Annotated in this window: 22 protein-coding genes; 15 read left to right on the top strand and 7 right to left on the bottom strand. The window is 44.0% G+C overall.

Features of this window, described 5'->3' with window-relative positions; all coding sequences use genetic code 11:
• The first annotated feature begins 113 nt into the window (after positions 1–113).
• The 7 genes from ACYFDN_RS16720 (at position 114) to ACYFDN_RS16690 (ending at position 7,614) form a co-directional block, all read left to right on the top strand.
• Positions 114–1,295 carry an ABC transporter substrate-binding protein gene (locus ACYFDN_RS16720; RefSeq protein ID WP_249483554.1) on the top strand — a complete coding sequence of 394 codons (1,182 nt, stop codon included), beginning with the start codon at positions 114–116 and terminating at the stop codon, positions 1,293–1,295.
• Positions 1,292–2,980 (top strand): ABC transporter permease, encoded by a 1,689-nt coding sequence (locus tag ACYFDN_RS16715; RefSeq protein ID WP_483512011.1) that lies wholly within the window; start codon positions 1,292–1,294, stop codon positions 2,978–2,980. The genes ACYFDN_RS16720 and ACYFDN_RS16715 overlap by 4 nt, the downstream gene beginning before the upstream one ends.
• Positions 2,980–3,597 carry an ATP-binding cassette domain-containing protein gene (locus tag ACYFDN_RS16710; RefSeq protein ID WP_483512009.1) on the top strand — a complete coding sequence of 206 codons (618 nt, stop codon included), beginning with the start codon at positions 2,980–2,982 and terminating at the stop codon, positions 3,595–3,597. Before ACYFDN_RS16715 ends, ACYFDN_RS16710 begins: the two co-directional genes overlap by 1 nt.
• Positions 3,598–3,734: 137 nt before the next feature.
• Complete coding sequence (locus tag ACYFDN_RS16705; RefSeq protein WP_040306938.1) at positions 3,735–4,028, top strand: c-type cytochrome; 294 nt, start codon at positions 3,735–3,737, stop codon at positions 4,026–4,028.
• A gap of 132 nt (positions 4,029–4,160) precedes the next feature.
• Entirely contained in the window at positions 4,161–5,579 is a 1,419-nt protein-coding gene (gene dnaB / locus ACYFDN_RS16700) for a replicative DNA helicase (protein ID WP_016400832.1), read from the top strand.
• A 6-nt stretch (positions 5,580–5,585) separates the two neighbouring features.
• The gene (gene alr, locus ACYFDN_RS16695; RefSeq protein ID WP_483512008.1) at positions 5,586–6,665 is read left to right on the top strand and encodes an alanine racemase; all 1,080 of its coding nucleotides are present in this window, start codon (positions 5,586–5,588) and stop codon (positions 6,663–6,665) included.
• 343 nt (positions 6,666–7,008) lie between these two features.
• Entirely contained in the window at positions 7,009–7,614 is a 606-nt protein-coding gene (locus ACYFDN_RS16690; protein WP_016400834.1) for a peroxiredoxin C, read from the top strand.
• Between the two features lie 68 nt (positions 7,615–7,682).
• Here the strand turns inward: ACYFDN_RS16690 and ACYFDN_RS16685 are convergent, their stop codons facing one another.
• Complete coding sequence (locus ACYFDN_RS16685) at positions 7,683–8,150, bottom strand: chemotaxis protein CheX (RefSeq protein ID WP_016400835.1); 468 nt, start codon at positions 8,148–8,150, stop codon at positions 7,683–7,685.
• Between the two features lie 216 nt (positions 8,151–8,366).
• Positions 8,367–9,188 carry a glycosyltransferase family 2 protein gene (locus tag ACYFDN_RS16680; protein ID WP_483512006.1) on the bottom strand — a complete coding sequence of 274 codons (822 nt, stop codon included), beginning with the start codon at positions 9,186–9,188 and terminating at the stop codon, positions 8,367–8,369.
• A gap of 195 nt (positions 9,189–9,383) precedes the next feature.
• On the opposite strand from ACYFDN_RS16680, the gene ACYFDN_RS16675 reads away from it, so the two are divergent.
• From ACYFDN_RS16675 to ACYFDN_RS16665, 3 genes are all read left to right on the top strand, one after another.
• Entirely contained in the window at positions 9,384–9,974 is a 591-nt protein-coding gene (locus tag ACYFDN_RS16675) for a hypothetical protein (RefSeq protein ID WP_483512005.1), read from the top strand.
• Between the two features lie 187 nt (positions 9,975–10,161).
• Positions 10,162–11,154, top strand: a complete 993-nt coding sequence (dusA, locus tag ACYFDN_RS16670) for a tRNA dihydrouridine(20/20a) synthase DusA (protein ID WP_483512004.1) — start codon at positions 10,162–10,164, stop codon at positions 11,152–11,154.
• 114 nt (positions 11,155–11,268) lie between these two features.
• Positions 11,269–11,907 (top strand): super-infection exclusion protein B, encoded by a 639-nt coding sequence (locus ACYFDN_RS16665; RefSeq protein ID WP_152780476.1) that lies wholly within the window; start codon positions 11,269–11,271, stop codon positions 11,905–11,907.
• 1 nt (position 11,908) lies between these two features.
• Here ACYFDN_RS16665 and ACYFDN_RS16660 read toward each other — a convergent pair whose 3' ends face one another.
• Positions 11,909–12,364: a methylglyoxal synthase gene (locus tag ACYFDN_RS16660; RefSeq protein ID WP_016400840.1), complete on the bottom strand. Its 456-nt coding sequence runs from the start codon at positions 12,362–12,364 to the stop codon at positions 11,909–11,911.
• Positions 12,365–12,477: 113 nt separating this feature from the next.
• On the opposite strand from ACYFDN_RS16660, the gene ACYFDN_RS16655 reads away from it, so the two are divergent.
• Positions 12,478–13,044, top strand: coding sequence for an SOS response-associated peptidase family protein (locus ACYFDN_RS16655; protein WP_483512002.1), 567 nt, complete (start codon positions 12,478–12,480; stop codon positions 13,042–13,044).
• Positions 13,045–13,086: 42 nt separating this feature from the next.
• On the top strand, positions 13,087–13,680 hold the full coding sequence (locus ACYFDN_RS16650) for a gamma-glutamylcyclotransferase family protein (protein WP_406609530.1): 594 nt from the start codon (positions 13,087–13,089) through the stop codon (positions 13,678–13,680).
• A gap of 58 nt (positions 13,681–13,738) precedes the next feature.
• Here the strand turns inward: ACYFDN_RS16650 and pykF are convergent, their stop codons facing one another.
• Both pykF and arcA read right to left on the bottom strand, forming a co-directional pair.
• On the bottom strand, positions 13,739–15,151 hold the full coding sequence (gene pykF / locus ACYFDN_RS16645; RefSeq protein ID WP_016400843.1) for a pyruvate kinase PykF: 1,413 nt from the start codon (positions 15,149–15,151) through the stop codon (positions 13,739–13,741).
• A 250-nt stretch (positions 15,152–15,401) separates the two neighbouring features.
• Complete coding sequence (arcA, locus tag ACYFDN_RS16640; RefSeq protein ID WP_016400844.1) at positions 15,402–16,112, bottom strand: two-component system response regulator ArcA; 711 nt, start codon at positions 16,110–16,112, stop codon at positions 15,402–15,404.
• Positions 16,113–16,456: 344 nt separating this feature from the next.
• Between arcA and ACYFDN_RS16635 the strand changes: the two genes are divergently transcribed.
• Together ACYFDN_RS16635 and ACYFDN_RS16630 are read left to right on the top strand one after the other, a co-directional pair.
• Positions 16,457–16,924 carry a DUF3293 domain-containing protein gene (locus ACYFDN_RS16635; RefSeq protein ID WP_483512000.1) on the top strand — a complete coding sequence of 156 codons (468 nt, stop codon included), beginning with the start codon at positions 16,457–16,459 and terminating at the stop codon, positions 16,922–16,924.
• Complete coding sequence (locus ACYFDN_RS16630; protein ID WP_483511999.1) at positions 16,875–17,372, top strand: putative 4-hydroxy-4-methyl-2-oxoglutarate aldolase; 498 nt, start codon at positions 16,875–16,877, stop codon at positions 17,370–17,372. The genes ACYFDN_RS16635 and ACYFDN_RS16630 overlap by 50 nt, the downstream gene beginning before the upstream one ends.
• On the opposite strand, the gene ACYFDN_RS16625 is transcribed toward ACYFDN_RS16630, so the two are convergent.
• Both ACYFDN_RS16625 and aceK read right to left on the bottom strand, forming a co-directional pair.
• Positions 17,369–17,920, bottom strand: coding sequence for a hypothetical protein (locus ACYFDN_RS16625; RefSeq protein ID WP_016400847.1), 552 nt, complete (start codon positions 17,918–17,920; stop codon positions 17,369–17,371). The two genes, ACYFDN_RS16630 and ACYFDN_RS16625, sit on opposite strands and share 4 nt — an antisense overlap.
• A gap of 134 nt (positions 17,921–18,054) precedes the next feature.
• Positions 18,055–19,761 (bottom strand): bifunctional isocitrate dehydrogenase kinase/phosphatase, encoded by a 1,707-nt coding sequence (gene aceK, locus ACYFDN_RS16620; RefSeq protein ID WP_483511997.1) that lies wholly within the window; start codon positions 19,759–19,761, stop codon positions 18,055–18,057.
• Positions 19,762–20,300: 539 nt separating this feature from the next.
• On the opposite strand from aceK, the gene thrA reads away from it, so the two are divergent.
• Positions 20,301–22,772, top strand: a complete 2,472-nt coding sequence (gene thrA / locus ACYFDN_RS16615) for a bifunctional aspartate kinase/homoserine dehydrogenase I (protein ID WP_016400849.1) — start codon at positions 20,301–20,303, stop codon at positions 22,770–22,772.
• Position 22,773: the final 1 nt, after the last annotated feature.

Genomic DNA, 22,773 nt, shown 5'->3' with positions numbered 1-22,773 from the left:
TTTGTATATTGGCTATGATTTTAAAGGATTTTGAAAGATAGTTGAGATAAATCCGGTTTTGACTATAAGTATTTCGTTGTCGCAAATTGGTTACTTGAACAAGGAGAGTTAGAGTGCGTTTATTTTTGGTTTTAGCGACCGCCTTTATCAGTGTTTTTTCCCATGCCAATAGCAGTTGGTCAGACATAGAGCAGCAAGCTAAAGGGCAAACCGTGTATTTTAATGCCTGGGCTGGAGCCGATAATATTAACGCCTATATTCGCTGGGCAGGTGAGCAAGTTAAGCAGCGCTATGGTGTTGAGCTTGAGCATGTAAAAATTACTGATACCGCCAATGTGGTCAGCCGTATTTTGGCAGAGAAAGTGAGTGGCAGAACTAACGGTGGCAGCGTTGATTTGGTGTGGGTTAACGGTGAGAACTTTCGCGCCTTAAAAGAGGCCAAATTGCTCTATGGCCCATTTAGCCAGCACTTGCCAAATTTAGCGCTTACCGATACCAATAGCCCAGCCTTGCAGTATGACTTCACCATACCTGTAGAAGGCTACGAGTCTCCTTGGGGAGGCGCCCAACTGACATTCTATTACGACGGTGCGCGGATTAAGCAAGCACCAACGTCGATGCAAGCTTTACTTGGCTACCTACAGCAAAGCCCTGGTTTATTTAGTTATCCAGCTCCGCCAAGCTTTTATGGCACCACTTTTGTAAAACAAGCCTTATTTGAAACCATTGACGACACCGCGCAGCTTTATCAGCCAGTTGATAAACAAAATTTTAATAAGGCTACCAGCAAGCTATGGGCTTATTTGGATGAGTTACACCCATTAATGTGGCGCCGTGGCCAAAGCTTCCCTAGTGGCAGCGGACAAATGCAACAGCTACTCAATGACGGTGAGCTAAGTATTGCTTTTAGCTTTAATCCTAATGACCCAGCCGCTGCTATTGAACAAGGTCTATTGCCGGAATCGGTACGTAGTTATGTGCATCAAGTAGGTACAGTAGGGAATACTCATTTCTTGGCTATTCCGTTTAATAGTGACGCCAGTGCAGCTGCGATGGTCGTGGCTAACTTTTTGTTATCGCCTGAAGCGCAAGCACGTAAAGCCGATTTAACCTATTGGGGTGACCCTACGGTATTAGCTTTGGATAAACTTAGCGCTGAACAACAACAGTTTTTTGCTGGGCAGCAAAACCAAGCTAGCTTAAGTGCTGCAGATCGCGCCAAGGTTTTAGGCGAACCTCATGCTACTTGGGTCGCTTTATTAGAAGCAGAATGGTTGCGTCGCTATAGCCAATGAGTCTATTTTCCAAAAAGGCAGCAGTGTTATTTCCAGTTGTGACCTGTGCACTGCTGATGCTGCCTTTGCTGTTTGGTTTTATTGATACGCTTTTACCTGCTTTTGGCTACTTTCCAATTGCATCAAAACACCAATTTAGCTTAAGCGTTTGGCAACAGCTATTTAGTTATCCTTCATTATGGCAATCGGTATTGCTTACGCTGTTTACTGGTTGGGCTGCTGCTTTATTGTCATTGATATCAGCGCTTTGGCTAATCATGCACTGTTATCAAAGCCGTTGGTGGCAGTTTCTTGAAAAAACGCTGGCCCCATTTTTGGCCATCCCACATGCTGCAATGGCCATTGCTTTATTATTTCTATTAGCGCCAAGTGGCTGGCTGATGCGTTTGGTCTCCCCTTGGTTAACCGATTTTAACTACCCGCCTTTATGGCAAACAACTCAAGATGCTTGGGGGCTAAGCTTAATACTCGCTTTGTGGGTGAAAGAGTTACCATTCATGCTATTGGTATTAATGTCTGCTTGTTCTCAATTACCCGTAAAACGCAGCTTGGCACTTGGCCAAAGCTTTGCTTATTCGAGCCAGCAAGTATGGCAAGATATTTTGTTCCCGCAGCTAATTAAGCGTATTCGCTTACCGTTTTTTACGGTGCTTGCATTCTCACTCACGGTTGTGGACGTGGCGCAAATTATCGGCCCGAGTAAGCCTGTAACCCTGGCACTATTGGTTTGGCAGTGGTTTAGTGATAGCAATATCGATCTGCGTTTAGTGGGGGCGGCGGGCTCATTGCTACTGCTTACAGTAGTGGTGTTGAGTGTGCTGCTGTCTTTAGGCTTGGAAAAGCTCTATCTCACCAGGCAACTAAATAAAGCCATGCAAGGCGTTCGCAAATCAGCGAGTAGCGCCAAACTTGCTCGTGGTTTGTTAGTGACACTGGTGCTTAGCTTAGTATTGAGCTTTTTGGTGATCCTTATTTGGTCAATAACTTGGCGATGGCGATTTCCTGATGTATTGCCTGCACAGTGGAGCTTGCACTATTGGCAGCAAGCAGGGAGTTACTTGCTATCTCCATTATTTAATAGTTTAGGCATTGCGTTTTCTTCGGCTGCCATTAGTTTAATACTGGTTGTTGGCTGCTTGGAGTACCAATTAAAACAAGCCAATACGTCGCGCTGGTGGTCAGTAATGATGTACCTGCCTTTGTTGTTGCCTCAAGTGGTGTTTCTATTTGGTGTGCAAGTTCAGCTGTTTAAGTATCGCCTAGATGGCAACCTCATTACTGTTATCTGGGCACACATTATTTTTGTTCTACCCTATGTGTATTTATCTTTGGTTGGCAGTTATCGGGCCTTTGATAAGCGTTATATGCAGGCAGCGGTTAGTTTGTCGCATAGTTATTGGCGCAGTTTTATGGCGGTAAAATTACCCATGCTTACTCGTCCTTTAGGCTTGGCTTTTGCTATTGGTTTTGCTGTGAGTATTGCTCAATACTTGCCTACTTTGTTTGTGGGAGCAGGGCGAGTGAGTACTCTAACCACCGAAGCAGTTGCGCTGGCTTCTGGTGGTGATAGGCGAGTCACTGCAGTTATGGTGATATGGCAAACTTTACTGCCACTGCTGGTGTACAGTGCTGCTATTGCTTGGCCTAAATGGCGCTACCGGCATTTTCGAGGGATGCATAGTTAATGTTAGAGATTAAAGATTTTGGTTTAGCGTTTGCTCAGCAGCACTTTTTAAGCAGGCTTAATATGTCGGTGGCCGGTGGTGAAATAGTGACTATTATGGGGCCGAGTGGGTGTGGTAAATCTAGTTTTCTAGCGGCTATTGCCGGTACTTTAGACGAGGGCTTTACTTGTTCGGGAGAAGTGAGTCTGGCCGGGAAGTCTTTGCTCAACGCGCCGCAAGCGCAACGCCAAGTTGGAATGCTGTTTCAAGATGATTTGCTGTTCCCGCATTTTAATGTTGCTCAAAACCTGCAATACGGCTTAGCGCATGCCAAACAAGGCCAAGCAGCTCAGCTTATAGAGCAAGCTTTAGCTGATGCTGGTATGCCCGGCTATCAGCAGCGTGATATTGCTAGTTTGTCGGGCGGTCAGCGGGCGAGGGTAAGTGTATTACGTAGTTTATTGGCAGAGCCGAAATTATTATTGCTTGATGAGCCTTTTAGCAAGCTGGATAAACCCTTGCGCAAACAGTTTCGCGAGTTTGTTCGAGATAAAATTGAAGAGCTGTCAATTCCGGCTCTGTTAGTTACCCATGATGCTGAGGACTGTTTACAAGCTCCGCCTATTTCGATTTTTTGATGGCGGTTTCTGCCTAAGTATTAAGCTGTTGCTGTTGAGTTTTATTTGATAAGCTTAATTTTCCTGAGGCTTTATTGTGTGGAGCGAAAGCGTCAGGACTCACATAGAGATCCCCAATAACAATAAAGAGGATGAAGATGAACAAATTGATTATTGCGTTGGCATTGTCACTACCATTTGTCGCATCAACCGCAAGCGCGGCTCCAGCTAAAGCGCCATTATGTGCTGCGTGCCACGGAGCTGAAGGAAAGGCTATGATTCCGGGCTATCCGCATTTAGCCGGTCAAAATGAGCAATACCTAGTGTCTTCGCTTAAAGCCTATCGTGATAAGCAGCGTAATGGCGGGCAAGCTGTTGTAATGCAGGGCCAAGCGGCTAACTTAACCGACGCCGAAATTGCCGAATTAGCTGCCTACTACGCTAAAATGTAAGCAGCCGTTTTTTGCAATAAGCCAGCCTAGAGCTGGCTTTTTAGTTTCTAAATCTGGGAGAAATGTTACTTGGTGTGGCTGCATAATTCCCGCATAATAGGCGCCAGTAACAAACAACCGCAATGAAAGATTATGGCAGCCAGCGCGCCCTCTCGTAAGTTTAAAGATAAAGATAGAAAGCCTAAAGATTCGCAAATTGATCAGCTTAAAGTGCCTCCACACTCGTTAGAAGCTGAACAGGCAGTATTAGGTGGTCTAATGCTCGACAATAACGCTTGGGACAATGTGTCGGAGCTGGTAGTTGAGCAAGATTTCTATCAACGTGCCCATCAATATACATTTTCGGCCATGCACCGTTTGGCGGAAAGCGGTCAGCCTATCGACTTGGTGACAGTATCGGAAGAGCTAGAGCGCCAAGAACAGTTAGACGATATTGGTGGCTTTGCTTACCTCGGTGAGATCGCTAAAAATACTCCAAGTGCTGCTAATATTCGCGCCTATGCTGAAATTGTTCGCGAGCGAGCGGTAACTCGAGAGCTAATTTCAGTGGCTAATGAAATTGCCGATAGCTGCTATGAGCCGGCTGGTCGAAAGAGTAGTGATTTGTTGGACTTTGCCGAGAGCAAAGTATTTAAAATTGCTGAGTCTCGCGCCAATGCCAACGAAGGCCCTAAAGAAGTAAAAGGTTTGCTGGCCGAAACCATTGATAAAATTGAAGAGTTGTACAAAGCGCCTAACGACGGGGTAACCGGTGTATCTACCGGTTTTGCTGACTTAGACAAAAAAACCGCAGGCTTACAAGGTTCCGATCTTATTATTGTTGCTGCCCGTCCATCGATGGGTAAAACCACCTTTGCGATGAACTTATGTGAATACGCAGCAATGACTCAAGATAAACCCGCTCTGATTTTTAGTTTGGAGATGCCCTCTGAGCAAATCATGATGCGTATGTTGGCCTCTCTGGGTCGAATTGATCAAACTAAGATCAGAACCGGCGCCTTAGATGATGACGATTGGGCTCGCTTATCTTCCACTATGGGTTTAATGGCCGAGAAATCGAAGATGTATGTGGATGATTCTTCTGGCTTAACCCCCACCGAAGTTCGCTCGCGCGCCCGTCGTGTTGCGCGAGAAGAAGGCGGGCTTAGCATGATCATGATTGATTACTTGCAGCTGATGCAAGTACCGGGTTTGAGTGAAAACCGGACCTTAGAAATTGCCGAAATTTCCCGCTCGCTTAAATCGCTGGCGAAAGAGTTAAACGTACCGGTTGTGGCGCTTTCTCAGCTTAACCGTAGTTTGGAGCAGCGCGCCGATAAACGTCCAGTAAACTCCGACCTACGTGAATCGGGCTCTATTGAGCAGGATGCCGACTTAATTATGTTTATCTATCGTGATGAAGTTTATAACGAAGGAACGGATAACAAAGGCCTTGCCGAAATCATTATTGGTAAGCAGCGTAACGGCCCGATTGGTCGTGTCCCACTTACCTTCCAAGGTCAGTTCTCGCGTTTTGATAACTGGGCTGGCGAATTTTACGACGACGAATAGGTACTAATGGAAATCGCTAACGCGCAAGTTTCGCTATCTGCTTTAAAACATAATTACGTAGTATTAAAGCAACGTGCACCTAGTAGCAAAATTTTAGTTGTTATTAAAGCTAATGCTTATGGCCACGGCATGTTGCAAGTGGCAGAGGCCTTGGCGGAATTAGCAGATGGTTTTGCCGTTGCTCGTTGTAAAGAAGCGATCGCGTTGCGTAAAGCGGGGATTAAATCGCATATCCTAGTGCTAGAAGGTTTTTTTGATGGCGCAGAAGCAAAAGAGTTAGCGCAACATCAAGTAGCTACGGTCATTCATAGCGAGCAGCAACTAGAGCTGGTAGAACAGTTATCATTAAAGCAGCCCTTGGAGACGTGGATTAAGCTCGATACTGGGATGCATCGTTTGGGTTTGTTGCCCGAGCAATTTAAGCATTTATTACCACGAATTAGCACTTGCCAAAATATTCAGGCACCTTTCAAGCTGATAAGTCATTTTGCTTGTGCTGATGAGCTAGAACACCCCTTAACACCCCAGCAAATTACATTGTTTAGCGAATTAACCAAAGAGCTTGGTGTGGAATGCTCGTTAGCTAATTCGGCTGGAATTCTTCTTTGGCCAGAGGCTCATGCGCAGTGGAACCGTCCAGGGATTTCCATGTACGGTATTTCTCCTCAAGTGGATAATAACGGTGCGGATTTTGGTTTGATTCCAGCCATGACCTTGCAAACTAATCTTATCGCGGTGCGTGAGCACCCAAAAGGTGAGTCGGTAGGCTATGGAGCTACTTGGCAAGCAGAACAAGATACGCGTTTAGGCGTAGTTGCTATGGGCTACGGAGATGGTTATCCGCGTAGCGCCCCTAATGGTACGCCGGTGTGGCTTAACGGTCGCTTAGTGCCTATTGTTGGGCGGGTCTCTATGGATATGTTGTGTGTTGACCTTGGCCCAGATTGTAAGGATAAAGTAGGCGACAAAGTAATACTTTGGGGGCCAGAGTTACCCGTTGAGACGATTGCAAAGGCGGTTGGCACTATCGCTTATGAGCTGGTCACTAAGTTGACATCAAGAGTTCGTATAACTTACACAANATAATCACTCGCTAACGCTGAATAAATGGCTAATAAATGCTGCCCGAAGGGTTCGGATAAGCGAACTTTACTCTTTGTTAAGCACTTCTTGCTTAGCCCACTAGGCTTCTAAGTGCTCGCCGCGATTAAAGCCCGCTTATCTCGAACAAAATTTCAACACCAAAGATCAACAGACCTTAGTATTTACAAGTTCATCAAATTAGGCTATTAATTGGGTGCTGAATTATTAATCTATATTTTGATAGTTACAGCCTATCGAATTAATTGATTAGATCAATTCGTCAAGTCGACAATTTTGGCGCATTATTTATAGCGAAATTGATAACCTATTTAACAAGGAATACGAAATGAGTGTATTAGTTGGTCGTCCTGCTCCAGACTTTACTGCCGCTGCTGTTCTAGGTAACGGTGAAATTGTTGATGCCTTTACGCTAAGTGAGCACATCAAAGGTAAAGCTGCGGTAGTATTCTTCTACCCACTAGATTTTACTTTTGTTTGTCCTTCTGAGTTGATCGCTTTTGATCACCGTTTCCAAGATTTCCAAGATAAAGGCGTTGAAGTAATCGGTGTATCTATCGATTCTCAGTTCTCTCACAACGCATGGCGTAACACTGCTATTGAAGATGGTGGTATTGGTCAAGTTAAATACCCACTAGTAGCAGACGTTAAACACGAAATCTGTCAGGCTTACGATGTAGAGCATCCAGAAGCTGGTGTTGCTTTCCGTGGTTCTTTCCTAATCGACACTAACGGTGTTGTTCGTCACCAAGTAGTTAATGATCTACCTTTAGGTCGTAACATTGACGAAATGCTACGTATGGTTGACGCATTAAACTTCCACGAGAAGCACGGCGAAGTATGTCCTGCACAATGGGAAGAAGGTAAAGAAGGTATGGACGCAAGCCCTGAAGGTGTTGCTAAGTACTTATCTGCTAACGCTGAAGGCCTATAATAAGCCGTTAGTTAGCTAGAAAGTAAAAAGCCCGCAACTGCGGGCTTTTTTGTATTTGTTACTTAAGGCTAAATATTTTCGAAACAAATCTCGATGGTGGCGTGACCATGAATAGAAGTGAAAGGTATCAATACTTTAGGCCCTTCAGTTTTATGAGTAATGGTATGAGACGGACCTGAAACCACTACCGGGGTCGCCATATCAAAATCGTAGCCATCTTCAGCCAGCAAGCGTTTCGCACCACCAGTCACCATGTTAGTAATTTCGCCAACCATGTCGGTGACTTCTTCATTAATAGATTCTGGCGCTTCACCTAACATGCGGCGCATAATTTCAATAGCCAAGCCTTTATCAAAACTGATTGATAAAGAGCCTTTAGTTTGTGGGCCAACCATACCAATCAGTCCAGAAACATCACCGCGTGCAATTTCATCTTTTTTAAGCCCTGGCTTACCTGGCTTTAGCTCTAGTTGAGCCATGGTTTCGAGCACGTTTAAAAGAGACTTTAGAAAAGGGTTAACAAAATTTACGTCCATAGTGACCGATAACTTCCTACTGTGGGTGATTTTGGTCAAATTTAAATCAAGCGCTTAAACAGGCTGAAGACCAAAGCCACAAAAACTATTGAGAATTATTATAAGAATCGCACGAGATCCGATGAGCTGCAACTATTAGTCATATTTTTAAGAAGTGTTTCACTGAATCGTTGAGACTCAGTTGATATTCTCATTTATATCCTTTTAGCTTTCGGCTCATTTATAATTGTTAGGAACTATCGTTGCGAAAAGCCTTAAAAGATAATAACGAATGCCGCTGGTTCTCCAAGCTGCTAGTTCAAAGGTTCGCTGTAAGTTATTACACAGTGCCCAAGTCCCCCCTTCTTTATATAAATCTCGCCAGTGTTTTTTAAACACCTTTAAGCGTCCGTAAAAAATGTATTGCCAACGACCAGACTCGTTCCCTTGATTTGCTCTGCGAAACCACACCAGTGGTTTCGCAATAAACTTATATCGATGACCTTTGGCAAGCAGTGTGAGAAACAAATCATAGTCTTCTGCGATAACCTGAGAATCGAAGCCCTTAGCCTCGATAAAGTCTTTTCGTTTAACTAGCCAACTCGAAGGAACAATATGCGAGTCTACCAGGCTATCACTCATACTAAGATAAAGTGGTTTAGCGTCGCAGGTTTCGCTGGCTTCACCTTCTTCAGAAAAGATATTGGTGGCGCAGTGACAACCAGAGAGTTCCGGCTCGCTCTCCATAATTTGCTGTTGAAGTGCAAGTTTGTGTTTATCCCAATAATCATCGGCATCTAGAAATGCAATGAACTCACCTTTCGCAGCCTTAACTCCATTGTTTCGTGCTTCAGCTATTCCGAGATTACTGGGGTGATCAACAATAGTCGCCACCGAGCTAAATTGCTCTAGGTATTGTCGGGCTTCCTTGCTTGAACCATCATTCACAATGATTAGTTCTAGCGCTGGTTGAGATTGTTCGTTTACGGAGCTCACAGCTTTAGAAATAAACTGCTGATTATTAAAATATGGGATCACCACCGAGGTTTTGGCTTCCATTCTTCCATCCTTGAAAGTTTCATCACCTTAATCAGGTTTTATACAGTTGTGCTAGTTATTACAAATGCCAGACTACCAGTTAAAGCTAGTTGAGCAAGTGACTTAAGATAAGTTTATCGATGATGCCGGCGTAGAGTTTGAACTAGCACTCTCAACAGACCTTGCCTATTGCATGGTTAAATACAAGGAAGTGAAATGAAGAAATTAATCGCTGCAGCTTTGCTTTTCTCTCTTTTTGGAGGTGCTGTGTATGCTGCTGCAGAGATAAACCATGATGAAATGTTTGTGCTCAATTTTGAAGGCCCTGATTATTTGCGAACCATTCGTTATACCGAGCCATTTCGCGACGGCGATGAATGGAATATGGGCTCAGTGGTAAATGATAAAACCGTTTACCATAATGGCTGGATAACAGTATTTGATGGCGAACTTGAGCTGCGAAAACAAGCACATGGTCGGGTGTTTGTTTACCCAAATGCTGAGCAGTTGGCGGCTGATAACTGGATTATTTCACTGATTATTCAGCCTGATTTAAGCGGTTCGTTTATTGATAGAAGTGGAGTAGAGATGCATGAGTTTGTTGGTGAGTTTGCAAGGCTCCCCGAGCCTCAAAAAGATAGCTCTATCAATGGCTATTCTAATTGGCAGCTGGCTTTTAGTATCGTGCCAAAACGTGGCGTATACTCGGTTAATGGAGAGCAGCGTTATGAAGGCAAACTAGTAGGCCGTTCAAGCTGGTTAGCCGAGTGGGTTAAAGCTGGCGAATTTCAATTTTCACTCGAATAAGTAAAGCTTAGTTTAGGCAAAGTATTCTCTGACAAGATTGGGCAATACCTACTCAGCCGTAGTATAATTGCTGGCTGAGTTAAGTTAACTCAGGTATTTAGATGCACTTGATAGCGGCTAGCTTAAACAAGCTTTGCTATGAATATAGTGCTTTGATCTTTTAGCTTTTTATTATTATGTTGAGCCCATGACCCAAGTTTCACCCTACCAACCTCATCGCTTTTCTGTTGCGCCGATGCTCGATTGGACTGACCGTCACTGTCGTTACTTCCACCGTTTGATGAGCAAAAATATTCTGCTCTACACTGAAATGGTCACGACAGGTGCGATCTTACATGGCAAAGGGGATTACTTAGGCTTCTCTGAGCAAGAGCACCCGCTGGCTTTACAACTGGGCGGCTCTAATCCGCAGGAATTAGCCGAATGTGCAAAACGCGCTGAAGATTTGGGTTATGACGAAGTAAACCTAAATGTTGGTTGCCCATCAGACCGTGTGCAAAATGGTCGTTTTGGCGCTTGTTTAATGGCTGAGCCAGAGCTGGTGGCTGAATGTGTTAGTAAAATGCAGCAACAAGTTAAGATTCCAGTGACGGTAAAAACACGGATTGGTATCGATGAGCAAGATAGTTATCAGTTTCTAAAAGACTTTATCGAGCCGGTGGCTGAAGCTGGCTGCGAAACCTTTATTATTCATGCGCGTAAAGCTTGGTTGTCTGGTCTTAGTCCAAAGCAGAATCGAGATATTCCTCCGTTAGATTACTCAAGAGCTTACCAAGTAAAAGCTGATTACCCGCAGTTAACTATAAGCGTAAACGGCGGAATTGCTAGCTTGGAACAAGTGCAAGAGCACCTAAAGCATCTCGATGGCGTTATGCTAGGTCGCGAGGTTTATCAAAACCCTTACTTATTAGCGGATGTGGATCAACAGATCTTTGACGATCCGCAGCCAGCATTAAGCCGCCATCAAGTGGCTGAGTTAATGCTGCCATATATTGAAAACCATTTGGCACAAGGCGGTCGTTTACAACATATTAGCCGCCACATGCTGGGGCTGTTCCAAGGTTGTGTGGGAGCGCGTGCTTGGCGTAGGCATTTAAGCGAGAATGCCCATAAGAAAGGTGCTGGCATTGAAGTGATGCAAGCCGCAATGGACTTAGTTCCAGAGCATCAAGAAGCCTAGTTAGCTTACTTACTTGTTTAATTGAGGCCGCTTTATGCGGCCTTCTTATTATCTGGCACAGCCCTTGCTATCACTACCTGCGAAGAGTCAGCTTTTTGTCAGGAGTGCAAAACAATGGAATTTTTAGGACGTTTAATCGCCCGCTGGGGCATATTAGACATTTTTATGGCGTGGGTGCTTACCGCCAGTGGCATGTTACTGGTTATTCCCAAACAGTGGTTACCTGAAGCAGGCTTAAACGCGCAACTGAGTATGGTGTTAACTATTAGTTGTGTAACGGGCTTGGCTTATTTTCTTAGCCGCGGGTTGTTGTTGATTATGACCAGTATTACGGGAGCCGTTCAACATCGTCGAGAATTACAACGACTCGCTTCGATGATCTCGTGTTTGGATCATTCTGAGCGTGCTATTTTACGCGAGTTTATTATTACTCGTCGCAGCGTACTAAGTCTGCCGTTAAAAGAGCCTGCCGTAGCAAACTTAATGGAAAATGGTGTGTTAAAGCCAATGAATGAGCAACATGTTCACGAGCAACGAAGCAATGTGGACATGATGATCAATTTAGCGGCGCGGCCATTACTGAGTTACAAAGCTTTAGGCTTACCGGTTGGTAAGTTAAACGAAGAGCAAATTGAACATTTGAAATCAATTCGCCCTCGCTTTTTACAACCAGATTACAAAGCAAATCGTACTCACTCTGGGAAACTATTTAGGATCCGTGCTGGTGATACCGAAAGCCAAACGGCAGCGTAGTTTAACTAGTTCGCTGTTTTAGATAACCCGCGTAATCGGGGACATCTACCGAAAACTCCTGATTAAAGTGACGGCTGGCTAAGATAAATTCAGCCGTCGCTTGGTTGGTAGCCATAGGTATATTCCATACCGCCGCCAAACGCAGTAGCGCTTTCACATCAGGGTCATGCGGAACCGCGTCTAGTGGATCCCAGAAGAAGATCATTAAGTCTATTTTACCTTCCGCAATCATTGCGCCTAATTGTTGGTCGCCACCCATTGGACCGCTTAATAAGGCCTCTACTTCAAACCCTTGCTGTGACAACAGCGTACCGGTGGTGCCGGTTCCAAATAACTGATGCTTTATTAAATCTTCGCGATGATTCTTCGCCCAGTTAATTAACGCCGTTTTTTTATGGTCGTGGGCTACCAATGCTATACGTTTGCGAACGTTCATGGTGCGGGTGGTTGTATCCATGTTACCTCTTAAATACGATTAGTTTGAAAGCGTTTACTGCAGATTATGTTACTGTTTGTATTTACTATTAGCTAGCAACAGCCAGCAGATAATCAAGGTGGGATAACAAAAACGTGTGCGGTAGCGTAATGATTGGCGGTGAATATGAAATACGACAAGCCGTAGGTGTGGATTCGTTATTTCTAGATTTTGGCGAAACCAAACAGTATCGCCCGAGTGAATCGTTGCCAGCTTTGATTATTGAGCAGGAAACCCTGCGTTGTAAGCCTTTTATATGGGGAGTAAAGCACCCTCGACATCCCCAGCTTGTTATTAATGCTCGAGTAGAAAGTGCTGCTAATAAAGCTATGTTTCAAAACGCCTGGAAAACCCAGCGTTGTTTACTGCCAGTAAAAGCATGGCATGAATGGCGTAATCAAGAACGTTTTGAGTTTAGTTTGGAGCATCAAAATGTATTATTGCTGGGTGGTTTGTATTTGCAGGCTACTGAGGGAAAACAGCACTTAGTTGTTCTTACTCAAGCTGCAGCGAATGCTTTGCAGCAATATCATCATCGCATGCCTTTGTTGTTTGAACTCGAGCAAGGCTTGCGCTGGTTGGGCGGGCAAGCGTGTACATATAAGGCGGAGCAGTTTCATTATCATGTGTCGAGCAGTAGCCCACAGATGGGCTTGTTTTAGTTGCAAGTATATTTTGTCGCATCAGGTTTCTAGGAGTGATTGATGATTTACATTTTTGGTTATGGCAGTTTAATTGATGCAGATTGCAGACAGTGTACCTTTCCTGGTGAACATGCGTATGCAGCGCGGTTACATGGCTACCAACGTTATTGGAGTGGTTTGAAAAGCGCTGATGATCGTTCCGCTGTTGTCATTACCCCCGATAACAATGCCAGCGTAAATGGGGTGCTGATTCCTTTTGATGAAAGCTTCTTGCCTGAACTGGATAAACGCGAAGAAGATTACGATAGAGTATTACTCGATGTTTCACAGCTTGATCTCTTAGATACGCTGCCAAAGCCAGCGGTTAAAATATATACCTATGTGGCTAAAGAGTATTGGCATCCACAGAGCAATAGCCCTATTTTACAGTCTTATTTAGATGTGTGTTTGCGAGGGTGTTTGGCGGTAAATGAGCAATACGCCCGTGAGTTTTTGCTTTCGACTAATTATTGGGTAAGCCATTGGTTAGATGACCGTCATCAACCTATTTACCCAAGGGCCATTAATATGGATGCTCTAGCCTTAGAGCAAATTGATTCGATATTAAATGATATGGCGCATTTGGCTGATTACAACCCGGTCGCTCAGAGCTAAGAATTTGGGCATAAAAAAAGGCGCCTAAGGCGCCTTTTTTAGCTTCGATAAACGTAAATTACAGTACGTGTACAGAAGAAGTGTTAGTAGTACCAGAAGGTACTAAGGCACCAGATACCATCACTACGATGTCGCCTTTGTTTGCAAGACCTGATTCCATCGCTAAGTCTTTACCAAGCGCGTAGAAAGAGTCAGTGCTTTCAATGCTTTCAACAACGTGAGGAATAACACCTTTAGTTAAGCAAAGTTGAGCAGCAGTTTTAGTGTTAGTAGTAATTGCTAAGATGTTAGCTTGTGGGAAGTATTTACGAACAGATTTCGCAGACTTACCACCTTCAGTAGCAACAACAATAAGAGGAGCACTTAGCTTCTCAGAAGTTTCTACAGCACCTTTACATACCGCTTCAGTGATGCGTAGTTTACCGCTATCACGTGCTGGATCTAAGTTAGAAGGCATTACTGCGTCAGTACGACCACAAATAGTAGCCATGATAGATACAGCTTCTACAGGGTATTTACCTTTAGCTGACTCACCAGAAAGCATTACTGCATCGGTACCGTCTAGGATTGCGTTAGCAACGTCGCCCGCTTCTGCACGAGTTGGACGTGGGTTTTTGATCATTGAATCAAGCATTTGAGTTGCAGTGATAACCAATTTACGTGCACGGTTACACTTCTCAATCATCATCTTCTGAGCGAAGATTACTTCTTCAACTGGGATTTCAACACCTAAGTCACCACGAGCAACCATGATACCGTCAGAAACTTCTAGAATTTCGTCGAAGTTATCTACACCTTCTTGGTTTTCGATTTTAGAGATGATTTGGATCTTCTCGCCGCCATTCTCTTTAAGAAGTTGACGAATTTCTAGTACGTCTTCTTTCTTACGAATGAATGATGCTGCGATGAAATCAACACCTTGCTCACAACCAAAGATTAAGTCGCCTTTATCTTTAGCAGAAAGAGCAGGAAGTTGAACGATAACGCCAGGAAGGTTAACACCTTTGTTTTCGCCTAAGTCACCGTTGTTAAGAACAGTACACTTAACTTCGTCATCAGATACTGCGATAACTTCCATTTCAATTAGGCCGTCATCTACTAGGATGATGTTGCCTACTTTCAAGTCAGCAGCAAAACCAGGGTAAGTTACCGCTACGCGAGTTGCATCGCCGATTACAGTTTGGTCTGTAGTGAAAGTGAACTCTTGACCAGCAACTAGGCTAACGTCTTCGCCGCCAGCTAGTTTAATAGTGCGGATTTCTGGACCTTTGGTATCCAATAAAACAGCAGCAGATTTGCCAGTGTTCTTAACAACTTCACGTAGGTTGTTGATGCGAGTGCCGTGCTCAGCAAAGTCGCCGTGAGAGAAGTTAAGGCGCATTACGTTCATGCCTGACTCAACTAACTTAGTTAGCATTTCTACCGATTCAGTTTTTGGACCAATGGTACAAACTATTTTGGTTTTCTTCATTGAAGTGACTCTCCGTTAAGGATGCTAGTAAAAAATCTGCGCACATTATACAAGATTGATCACAAAAGGATATGTAGAAAAATAACTACAAATCCGAATGTCGATCAAAATAATGTCGATTTATAATTCACAAATGTGGCTTGTTAATTGTGCAATTTTGTAAAAGCTCGCTGTTTTGCTCATTATTTGAGCATCTAGCAAGTATAAAAAAACCTCGCCAAACTGCGAGGTTTTGATGCGATTTTATCGCTTATTCAATTTCACCACAGAAACGATAACCTTCACCGTGGATGGTGGCGATAATTTCTGGTGTTTCCGGGATCGACTCAAAGTGTTTTCTGATGCGGCGAATAGTCACATCAACTGTACGATCGTGTGGTTTAAGTTCGCGGCCAGTCATTTTCTTTAATAAGTCTGCGCGGGTTTGAATTTGTCCCGGGTTCTCAACAAAGTGCAACATAGCGCGAAACTCACTACGTGGCAGTTTGTAAGTCTCTTGGTTTGGACTAACTAATGAGCGACTATTAATGTCTAAGGTCCAACCGTTGAAGCGGTATTCTTCAACTGTGCCTTTATCTTCACTCGCTACTTGACCATTTACGGTACGGTTAAGTAGGTTGCGAGCTCGAATAGTTAATTCACGTGGGTTAAATGGTTTGGTGATGTAGTCATCGGCACCAATTTCCAAGCCAAGGATCTTATCTACTTCGTTGTCGCGTCCGGTTAGGAACATTAATGCAATTTGCTCACGGTCGCGCAACTCACGCGCTAATAACAGACCATTCTTACCAGGAAGGTTAATGTCCATGATAATTAAGTGAACAGAATGCGCTTCTAATACGCTGTTCATTTCATTGCCGTCAATCGCTTCGAACACATTGTAACCTTCGGCTTCAAAAGTGCTTTTTAGCGTATTACGAGTGACCAGTTCGTCCTCGACAATTAGAATATTTGGTGTCATGGTCTTCCCCAATGCTGTTTAGAATAAAGTTGGCTTGTGAACAGGTAGCGCTATATAGAAGGTGAGGCAATGGCTACTTATTCATCCATGTTGAGTTTGTGTTAAAACTCGTTGAATGGCAAAAAAATAGACAAATAGTTTGTCTAAAACGCGTGATAAATCAGCGTACGAGACCTTCCACATGCATTGTTCGTTACAAGCAGTAAACATATTCTATGGGCTTAACAGTGATATAACAACTTGAGTCTGAAAAAAGCTTACGTTTTCTGCGGTGCTTTTGATTCAAATCAATCGAAAATTGCGAATAAAGCGAATTTTACTAATCAATACTGAAAATAAACTACATGTTTAATTTGTATCAAAACACCATTTTTCTGGCAAATACCGACTTTAAATATCAAGAACTTGCTGTTATCACCGCGAGTAATCCTGATGGTGTGACGCGAACTCGACGATTTAATCACTGGCTAGATTGTCATTTTATTTCATTTTTGCAGCGTCATCAGTTTCGTCACTTTTGGGTATTTGCAGGCTCAAGGGATCTAAATCATTACGAATATAGTGCAATTGTTGACTGCTCGTTAATTGATGCTCAACATATTGCAAAGGCTTTCAGACAAAAGGCCTTTTATTGGTTAGATAACGAATGCTACCTTTACGACACTAAGCGTTTAGTGAGCGCCCATTCTAGCCTCGGAGAAATATCGCCCCGTTGGTTTAATAACCCTTGGGCTTACAACAAGATGATAGAGGACTATCACTATGCAAGATCTACTACCGGAACTGTGCGACCTATATCCAGCGCAAGTTAAATTACTCGAGCCCGTTTTCCAGATTTATGGAGCTAAAAAGCTGTTTCATGGCCAAGTGGAAACCGCTAAATGTTGGCAAGATAACAGCCGAGTAAAAGAGTTATTGGCCAGCCCTGGTGAGGGCAGGGTATTGGTTGTTGATGGCGGAGGAAGTACCCAAAGAGCCTTAATGGGAGATCTCATTGCAGATTCTGCTTACTTACAGGGCTGGGCAGGCGTGGTAATTTTTGGCGCTGTTAGAGATGTAGCTGCCATTAACACTATGGAATTGGGGGTTAGGGCATTAGCAGCTTGCCCGATGAAAACAGAGCGTAAGGGCTTGGGGGAAACAGCTGTGTCAGTAAGTTTTGCTGGCCAAACTATTCAGCCGGGTATGTACTTATATGCTGATGAAAATGGAATTTTAGTGAGTGAGCAAGCGTTGCAGTTGCCGGAAGGGTTTGCTTAGAAGCGATAGCCTAAGCCAAACTGCACTTGTTGTTGCGTCTCTTTATCTTGTTGGGCCTCAACTTGATAAACTGCTTTCACATCAATGTTCTTCAGCAGGTGGTAGGTACTAGATAGTTCTAAGCTATGCTCAGTATTGTCGTACTTGGGTTGGTGAACTTGCACGAGTTTACTTTGGATAGACAAGCTTTTTAAGGGTTGGTAGTTAAGCCCAGTTGAAAGGTTAAAGCCTTTACGTGTGGCAATGTCGTCGTATTGGTTGTTAACCCCAGCTTCAACGAACAAAGATAGCTCGTTGCGAAGCTTGTGTTGATAACCACCGTTGAAAAACCACGAATCAACATCATTGGATTCACCGGTACTCACAAATTGGCTGTTGTTGTAACCAGTGATGTACCAATTTTTCACCTGGCTACGTGACGATAGCTGAACGTGTTCGCCATCGCCGTAGCTTAAGCTCATTTCATTTTCAACTTCAGCGGCCGCTAAAGAACCGCTGGCAATAACAAGCACAGCAGCGATCGAATGCTGGAATAGTAACTTAGCCACTGCCGTCTCCTTGTTATTATTTTTCTTAGTAACAGTAGTATGGTTGATCATCACTTTAAGATCATTGTGGATCTTCAAAAATTTGCAGAAAGCCCAATAAATGATTTTAAAGCCAAATTTTCTAGCACAATCGTCTAGCGGTTAATAAATCGACGGCGTCTTCTGTATGGATATACGTCTTCAAACTGGCCGTTTTTAATGTTTTGCTGCAGCTCTTGCCAAAAACTGGCTTGAAAAAGCTCTGCATGTAACTCTTTAAATACCTGTTTAACGATGGGTTTTCCCAATAAAAAGGTGGCAAACTCCTCAGGGAAGATGTCGTTAGGTCCCACCGAATAACAGGGTTGTGCCGCCCATTGATCTTCAGGATATTGAGATTTTGGAAACTCTCTAAAATTACATTCCGTCATATAGGAGATTTCATCATAGTCGTAAAATACTACACGACCATGACGGGTGACCCCGAAATTCTTAAACAGCATATCTCCGGGGAAAATATTGGCAGCAGCTAGCTGTTTAATGGCATTGCCATACTCATCAATAACTTGCCGAGTTTGCGCTTCGTCAGCTTGATCCAGGTACATGTTAAGCGGGATCATTTTCCGTTCTGTATATAAGTGTTTAATGGTGATGGAGTCTCCCTCGATATGCAGCACCGAAGGTGCAACCGCTTGCAGTTCATCTAGTAAGCTCTGGCTGAAGCGCGCTAGCGGAAATTCAACGTTAGAAAACTCTTGAGTATCCGCCATTCTACCCACTCTATCGTGCTGTTTTACTAGTCGATATTTCTCTTTTACGATGGCGTGGCTTACGTCTTTGGGCGGGGTAAATTCATCTTTAATAATTTTGAATACAACATCATACGAGGGCAGGGTAAATACACTCATCACCATGCCTTTGATACCGGGTGCTAGCTCAAATTGATCAGTGGAATTGTGCAAGTGATTGAGGTAGTGGCGATATAATTCGGTTTTACCATGTTTTTGACAGCCAATGGCGGTAAATAGCTCGTAGTCAGTTTTATTGGGCAAAAGTTGCTTAAGAAAGTTGACTATCCGGCGCGGGGCTGGGGCGTCCACCATGAAATAAGAACGCGCAAAGCCAAAAATAATACTCACTTCATCACTATCAATTAGCACGCTATCAACGGCCACTTTGCCTTGCTGGTTAAGTAGGGGAAACACTATGGGAAAACTATGAGCTTCACTGGTGTATTGGCCAATCAGGTAAGCGGCTTTGTTTCGGTAAAACACCGGTTGCAACATAGTTATTTTGTGCAACTGTTGCTGAGCCAGCTGCGGAAGTTCCGTCAAGCGCTGCTTAATAAACCCTATGTCGCGAGCTAAATCTTCGTATTCGATATTAAAGCGATAGTCTTCGAAGAGCTGCTTTAATAAGGTATCCAACGAGGTATTCTGATAAGTATGGGTAAGCAGTTGGTAATCAAACAGTTTGCTGCATCGGCTAGGGCGAATAAACAGTTGGCTTTCTTCTATATAGCGATGATGAAACAAACGTTGATAAACAGAATTGAAAAACGACTCGGCTACTTCAAAATTATCATGCTGTTTAAGCAACTCTGAGTAATGCGATTTTACCGCTGCGCAAAAGGCATCGCTTCGTTGCAGGTGGCCGGTGAGCTGTTTAATCGCTGCTCGTGCCTCAGTTACGTGGTGGTCATAAAGGCGAATACGTTCTCGTGAGGCAAGTTGCACCGACATCCAGTCGGCTTCTTCAAAGCGTTTTTGAGCACCTCTAGTTACTTCCAGGAAGCATTGATAAAAGCTATTGAAGCGCTGCAGCATGGCGTGGGCGGCTTGGTATTCCATTAATTGCGTCATTGGCTATTTCTTATTGTTGTTTTTTTATCCACTATGGCAGGATTTAAACACCTGTTCAAATTTTTGTTGTGAAGTTGCGGCTGTGGTATTCACCTTCATATCTAGCACCTTACTCGGTCGTTTCGTCTAGTTTTCGCACATCGAGTAAAGGTTGCTTTCAAGCGCTAAGGTTAAAAGGCGCTAGTGCTCTGAATTTTCGATTAAAAGCTGCTGTTTTAAGCTGTTTATTATGCTCAGTATCTTTTATGCGGAGCCAAGCTTATTCTTTAAAAAACCTTCCTTTAAAGCATAAATAAGGCTAAAAGCGCACTTTTATGCATTTGGCTTAGATAAATAAAGCTTGACTATCCACCTCAGCTGGTTAAGGTATGGCCATAAATTGGATTTAGTTTTTTATTAAGATGCTAGTACGTTTTGCTTACACAACCACCGGAACTATTACCCGCACCACCACATGCGGGTCGGGCTGGTTGTAGCAACTTACTACATCGAAGAAAGCCCGTATCAACCACGATACGGGTTTTTTTTTGGGAGGAATAATGCGAGTCTTAAAATTTGGTGGATCATCTTTAGCTGACGCTGAGCGCTTTAATCGCGCTGCAGACATTGTGTTAAGCAATCAGCATCAATCTCAAATGGCAGTGGTATTGTCTGCCCCTGCTGGGGTGACCAATGATTTGGTTGCTGTAGTAGATAAAGTTAGTCACGGTAACGATGGCGAAAGCTATTTGACCCGCATTGACGCTACCTTCCAAGAGCTATTGTCAAAACTAAAAGAGAAGTATGCTGGCTTTGCCATAGAGCAAATGCAGTTAATGGTGCACCAAGAGTTGGGCGAGCTTCGCCAATTATTGAAGGGCGTAGCATTATTACAGCAGTGCCCAGACAACATTCGCGCCAAAGTACTGTCTACTGGCGAAAAGCTTAGCATTCATACTATGAACCACTTATTGTCGGTTCGTGGTCATAGCGCCGAAATCATCATTCCTCAACAAAAGTTAGTGGCTACTTCCGGCGGTTATCTAGAAGCGGTTGTTGATATTCAAGCCTCTAAACAGCGTTTGAACAAGGCGATGATTCAAGAAGATCTCATCTACCTAATGCCTGGTTTTACTGCGGGTAACGAGCAAGGTGAAACTGTAGTACTTGGTCGTAACGGTTCTGATTACAGCGCAGCAGTTTTGGCAGCTTGTTTAGATGCGGAATGTTGCGAGATTTGGACCGATGTAGATGGTGTTTACAACTGTGATCCTCGCATTGTTGAAGACGCTCGCTTGCTGCGTAGCTTAAGCTACCCAGAAGCAATGGAGCTTAGCTACTTTGGCGCCAAAGTACTTCATCCCAAAACCATTGCCCCAATTGCTCAATACCATATTCCTTGCCTTATTAAGAACACCTTTAACCCACAAGGTGAAGGCACCTTAATTGGCGCGCAAAGCCCTGCACAAGATGATTTGCCAGTTAAAGCTTTATCAAGCTTGTCTGAACTAACCATGCTAACGGTGTCTGGCCCTGGCATGAAAGGCATGGTTGGCATGGCTGGGCGGATCTTTGAGAGCATTTCGCGCAGTAAAGTATCGGTTGCCCTTATTACGCAATCTAGTTGCGAATACAGCGTAAGTTTTTGTATTCACAGTATTGATGCATCGCGTGCCTTGGCTGCGCTAAACGAAGAGTTTGAACTTGAGTTAGCTAACCAGCTGTTGGAGCCCATTGAAGCCATTGATAAGCTAGCGATTATTTCTTTGGTGGGCGACAGCATGCGCCGCAGTAAAGGCGTTGCCGCTCGCTTCTTTACTTCTCTGGCTGAAGTGGCGATTAACATTGTTGCTATTGCTCAAGGTTCGTCTGAGCGTTCAATTTCTGCGGTTGTGTCACAAGACAAAGCTGCTGAAGCAATTCGCGCTTGTCATCAAAACTTCTTCAATAGCATGCACTTCATTGACCTATTCCTAATAGGCGTAGGTGGTGTTGGCGGTGCTTTGTTAGAGCAGATTCATGCCCAGCAGAGTCATTTAAAAGAACAGCAAATCGGTATTCGTGTTTGTGGCGTAGCTAACAGCCGTAAGTTGCTATTAGATTCAAAAGGTTTGGATCTTGAGCACTGGCAAGAGCAATTGGCTGCAACCGAAGAAAATGGTGGCTTTACTTTAGACAATGTCACTAACCTGGTAGACCAAAGCCACTTAATTAACCCGGTGATCGTAGACTGTACCAGCAACGATGATATTGCCGGTAAATATGCAGAATTTTTAGCGAATGGCTTCCATGTGGTTACGGCCAACAAAAAAGCCAATACTTCGAGCATGGAGTACTACCAGCAGCTACGTAAAACGGCCATGGCAATGCGCCGTAAGTTCTTATACGACACTAACGTCGGTGCCGGTTTGCCAGTGATTGAAAACCTACAGAACCTGCTAAAAGCGGGTGACAAATTAGAGCGCTTTAACGGTATTTTGTCTGGCTCTCTGTCATTTATCTTTGGCAAGCTAGACGAAGGCATGAGCTTTTCTGAGGCCACTACAATCGCCCGTGAAAATGGCTTTACCGAGCCTGACCCGCGCGATGATTTATCGGGTATGGACGTAGCGCGCAAGCTGCTAATACTCGCGCGTGAAGCTGGCATGCCACTAAGCATTGAAGATATTCAAATTGATATGGCCTTGCCACCAAATTTTGATTCAAGCGGAGATACCGAAGCCTTTATGCAACGCTTGCCTGAAGCAGACGCTTATTTCGCTAAGCTTATGGATGAAGCGGCCGCAGAAGGCAAAGTACTGCGTTACCTAGGCAGCATCGATAAAGGTGTTTGCAAAGTGTCGTTAAGTGCCGTTGCGGCAGATGACCCATTACACCGCGTGAAAGACGGTGAGAATGCCTTGGCCTTCTACAGCCGTTACTACCAGCCAATTCCATTAGTATTACGTGGTTATGGTGCGGGTACTGCAGTAACAGCAGCGGGCGTATTTGCCGACGTATTAAGAACGCTTAACTGGAACCAAGAGGTGTAAT

The organism is Agarivorans sp. D1326 (assembly GCF_056958115.1).
This window is presented reverse-complemented; position numbering and strand designations above follow the sequence as displayed.

Bases quoted from the DNA above. Each gene is read 5' to 3' on its own strand.
- ACYFDN_RS16715 (WP_483512011.1), top strand. From the start codon at position 1,292: ATGAGTCTATTTTCCAAAAAGGCAGCAGTGTTATTTCCAGTTGTGACC.
- ACYFDN_RS16710 (WP_483512009.1), top strand. From the start codon at position 2,980: ATGTTAGAGATTAAAGATTTTGGTTTAGCGTTTGCTCAGCAGCACTTT.
- ACYFDN_RS16705 (WP_040306938.1), top strand. From the start codon at position 3,735: ATGAACAAATTGATTATTGCGTTGGCATTGTCACTACCATTTGTCGCA.
- dnaB (WP_016400832.1), top strand. From the start codon at position 4,161: ATGGCAGCCAGCGCGCCCTCTCGTAAGTTTAAAGATAAAGATAGAAAG.
- ACYFDN_RS16690 (WP_016400834.1), top strand. From the start codon at position 7,009: ATGAGTGTATTAGTTGGTCGTCCTGCTCCAGACTTTACTGCCGCTGCT.
- ACYFDN_RS16685 (WP_016400835.1), bottom strand. From the start codon at position 8,150: ATGGACGTAAATTTTGTTAACCCTTTTCTAAAGTCTCTTTTAAACGTG.
- ACYFDN_RS16680 (WP_483512006.1), bottom strand. From the start codon at position 9,188: ATGGAAGCCAAAACCTCGGTGGTGATCCCATATTTTAATAATCAGCAG.
- ACYFDN_RS16675 (WP_483512005.1), top strand. From the start codon at position 9,384: ATGAAGAAATTAATCGCTGCAGCTTTGCTTTTCTCTCTTTTTGGAGGT.
- dusA (WP_483512004.1), top strand. From the start codon at position 10,162: ATGACCCAAGTTTCACCCTACCAACCTCATCGCTTTTCTGTTGCGCCG.
- ACYFDN_RS16665 (WP_152780476.1), top strand. From the start codon at position 11,269: ATGGAATTTTTAGGACGTTTAATCGCCCGCTGGGGCATATTAGACATT.
- ACYFDN_RS16660 (WP_016400840.1), bottom strand. From the start codon at position 12,364: ATGGATACAACCACCCGCACCATGAACGTTCGCAAACGTATAGCATTG.
- ACYFDN_RS16650 (WP_406609530.1), top strand. From the start codon at position 13,087: ATGATTTACATTTTTGGTTATGGCAGTTTAATTGATGCAGATTGCAGA.
- pykF (WP_016400843.1), bottom strand. From the start codon at position 15,151: ATGAAGAAAACCAAAATAGTTTGTACCATTGGTCCAAAAACTGAATCG.
- arcA (WP_016400844.1), bottom strand. From the start codon at position 16,112: ATGACACCAAATATTCTAATTGTCGAGGACGAACTGGTCACTCGTAAT.
- ACYFDN_RS16635 (WP_483512000.1), top strand. From the start codon at position 16,457: ATGTTTAATTTGTATCAAAACACCATTTTTCTGGCAAATACCGACTTT.
- ACYFDN_RS16630 (WP_483511999.1), top strand. From the start codon at position 16,875: ATGCAAGATCTACTACCGGAACTGTGCGACCTATATCCAGCGCAAGTT.
- aceK (WP_483511997.1), bottom strand. From the start codon at position 19,761: ATGACGCAATTAATGGAATACCAAGCCGCCCACGCCATGCTGCAGCGC.
- thrA (WP_016400849.1), top strand. From the start codon at position 20,301: ATGCGAGTCTTAAAATTTGGTGGATCATCTTTAGCTGACGCTGAGCGC.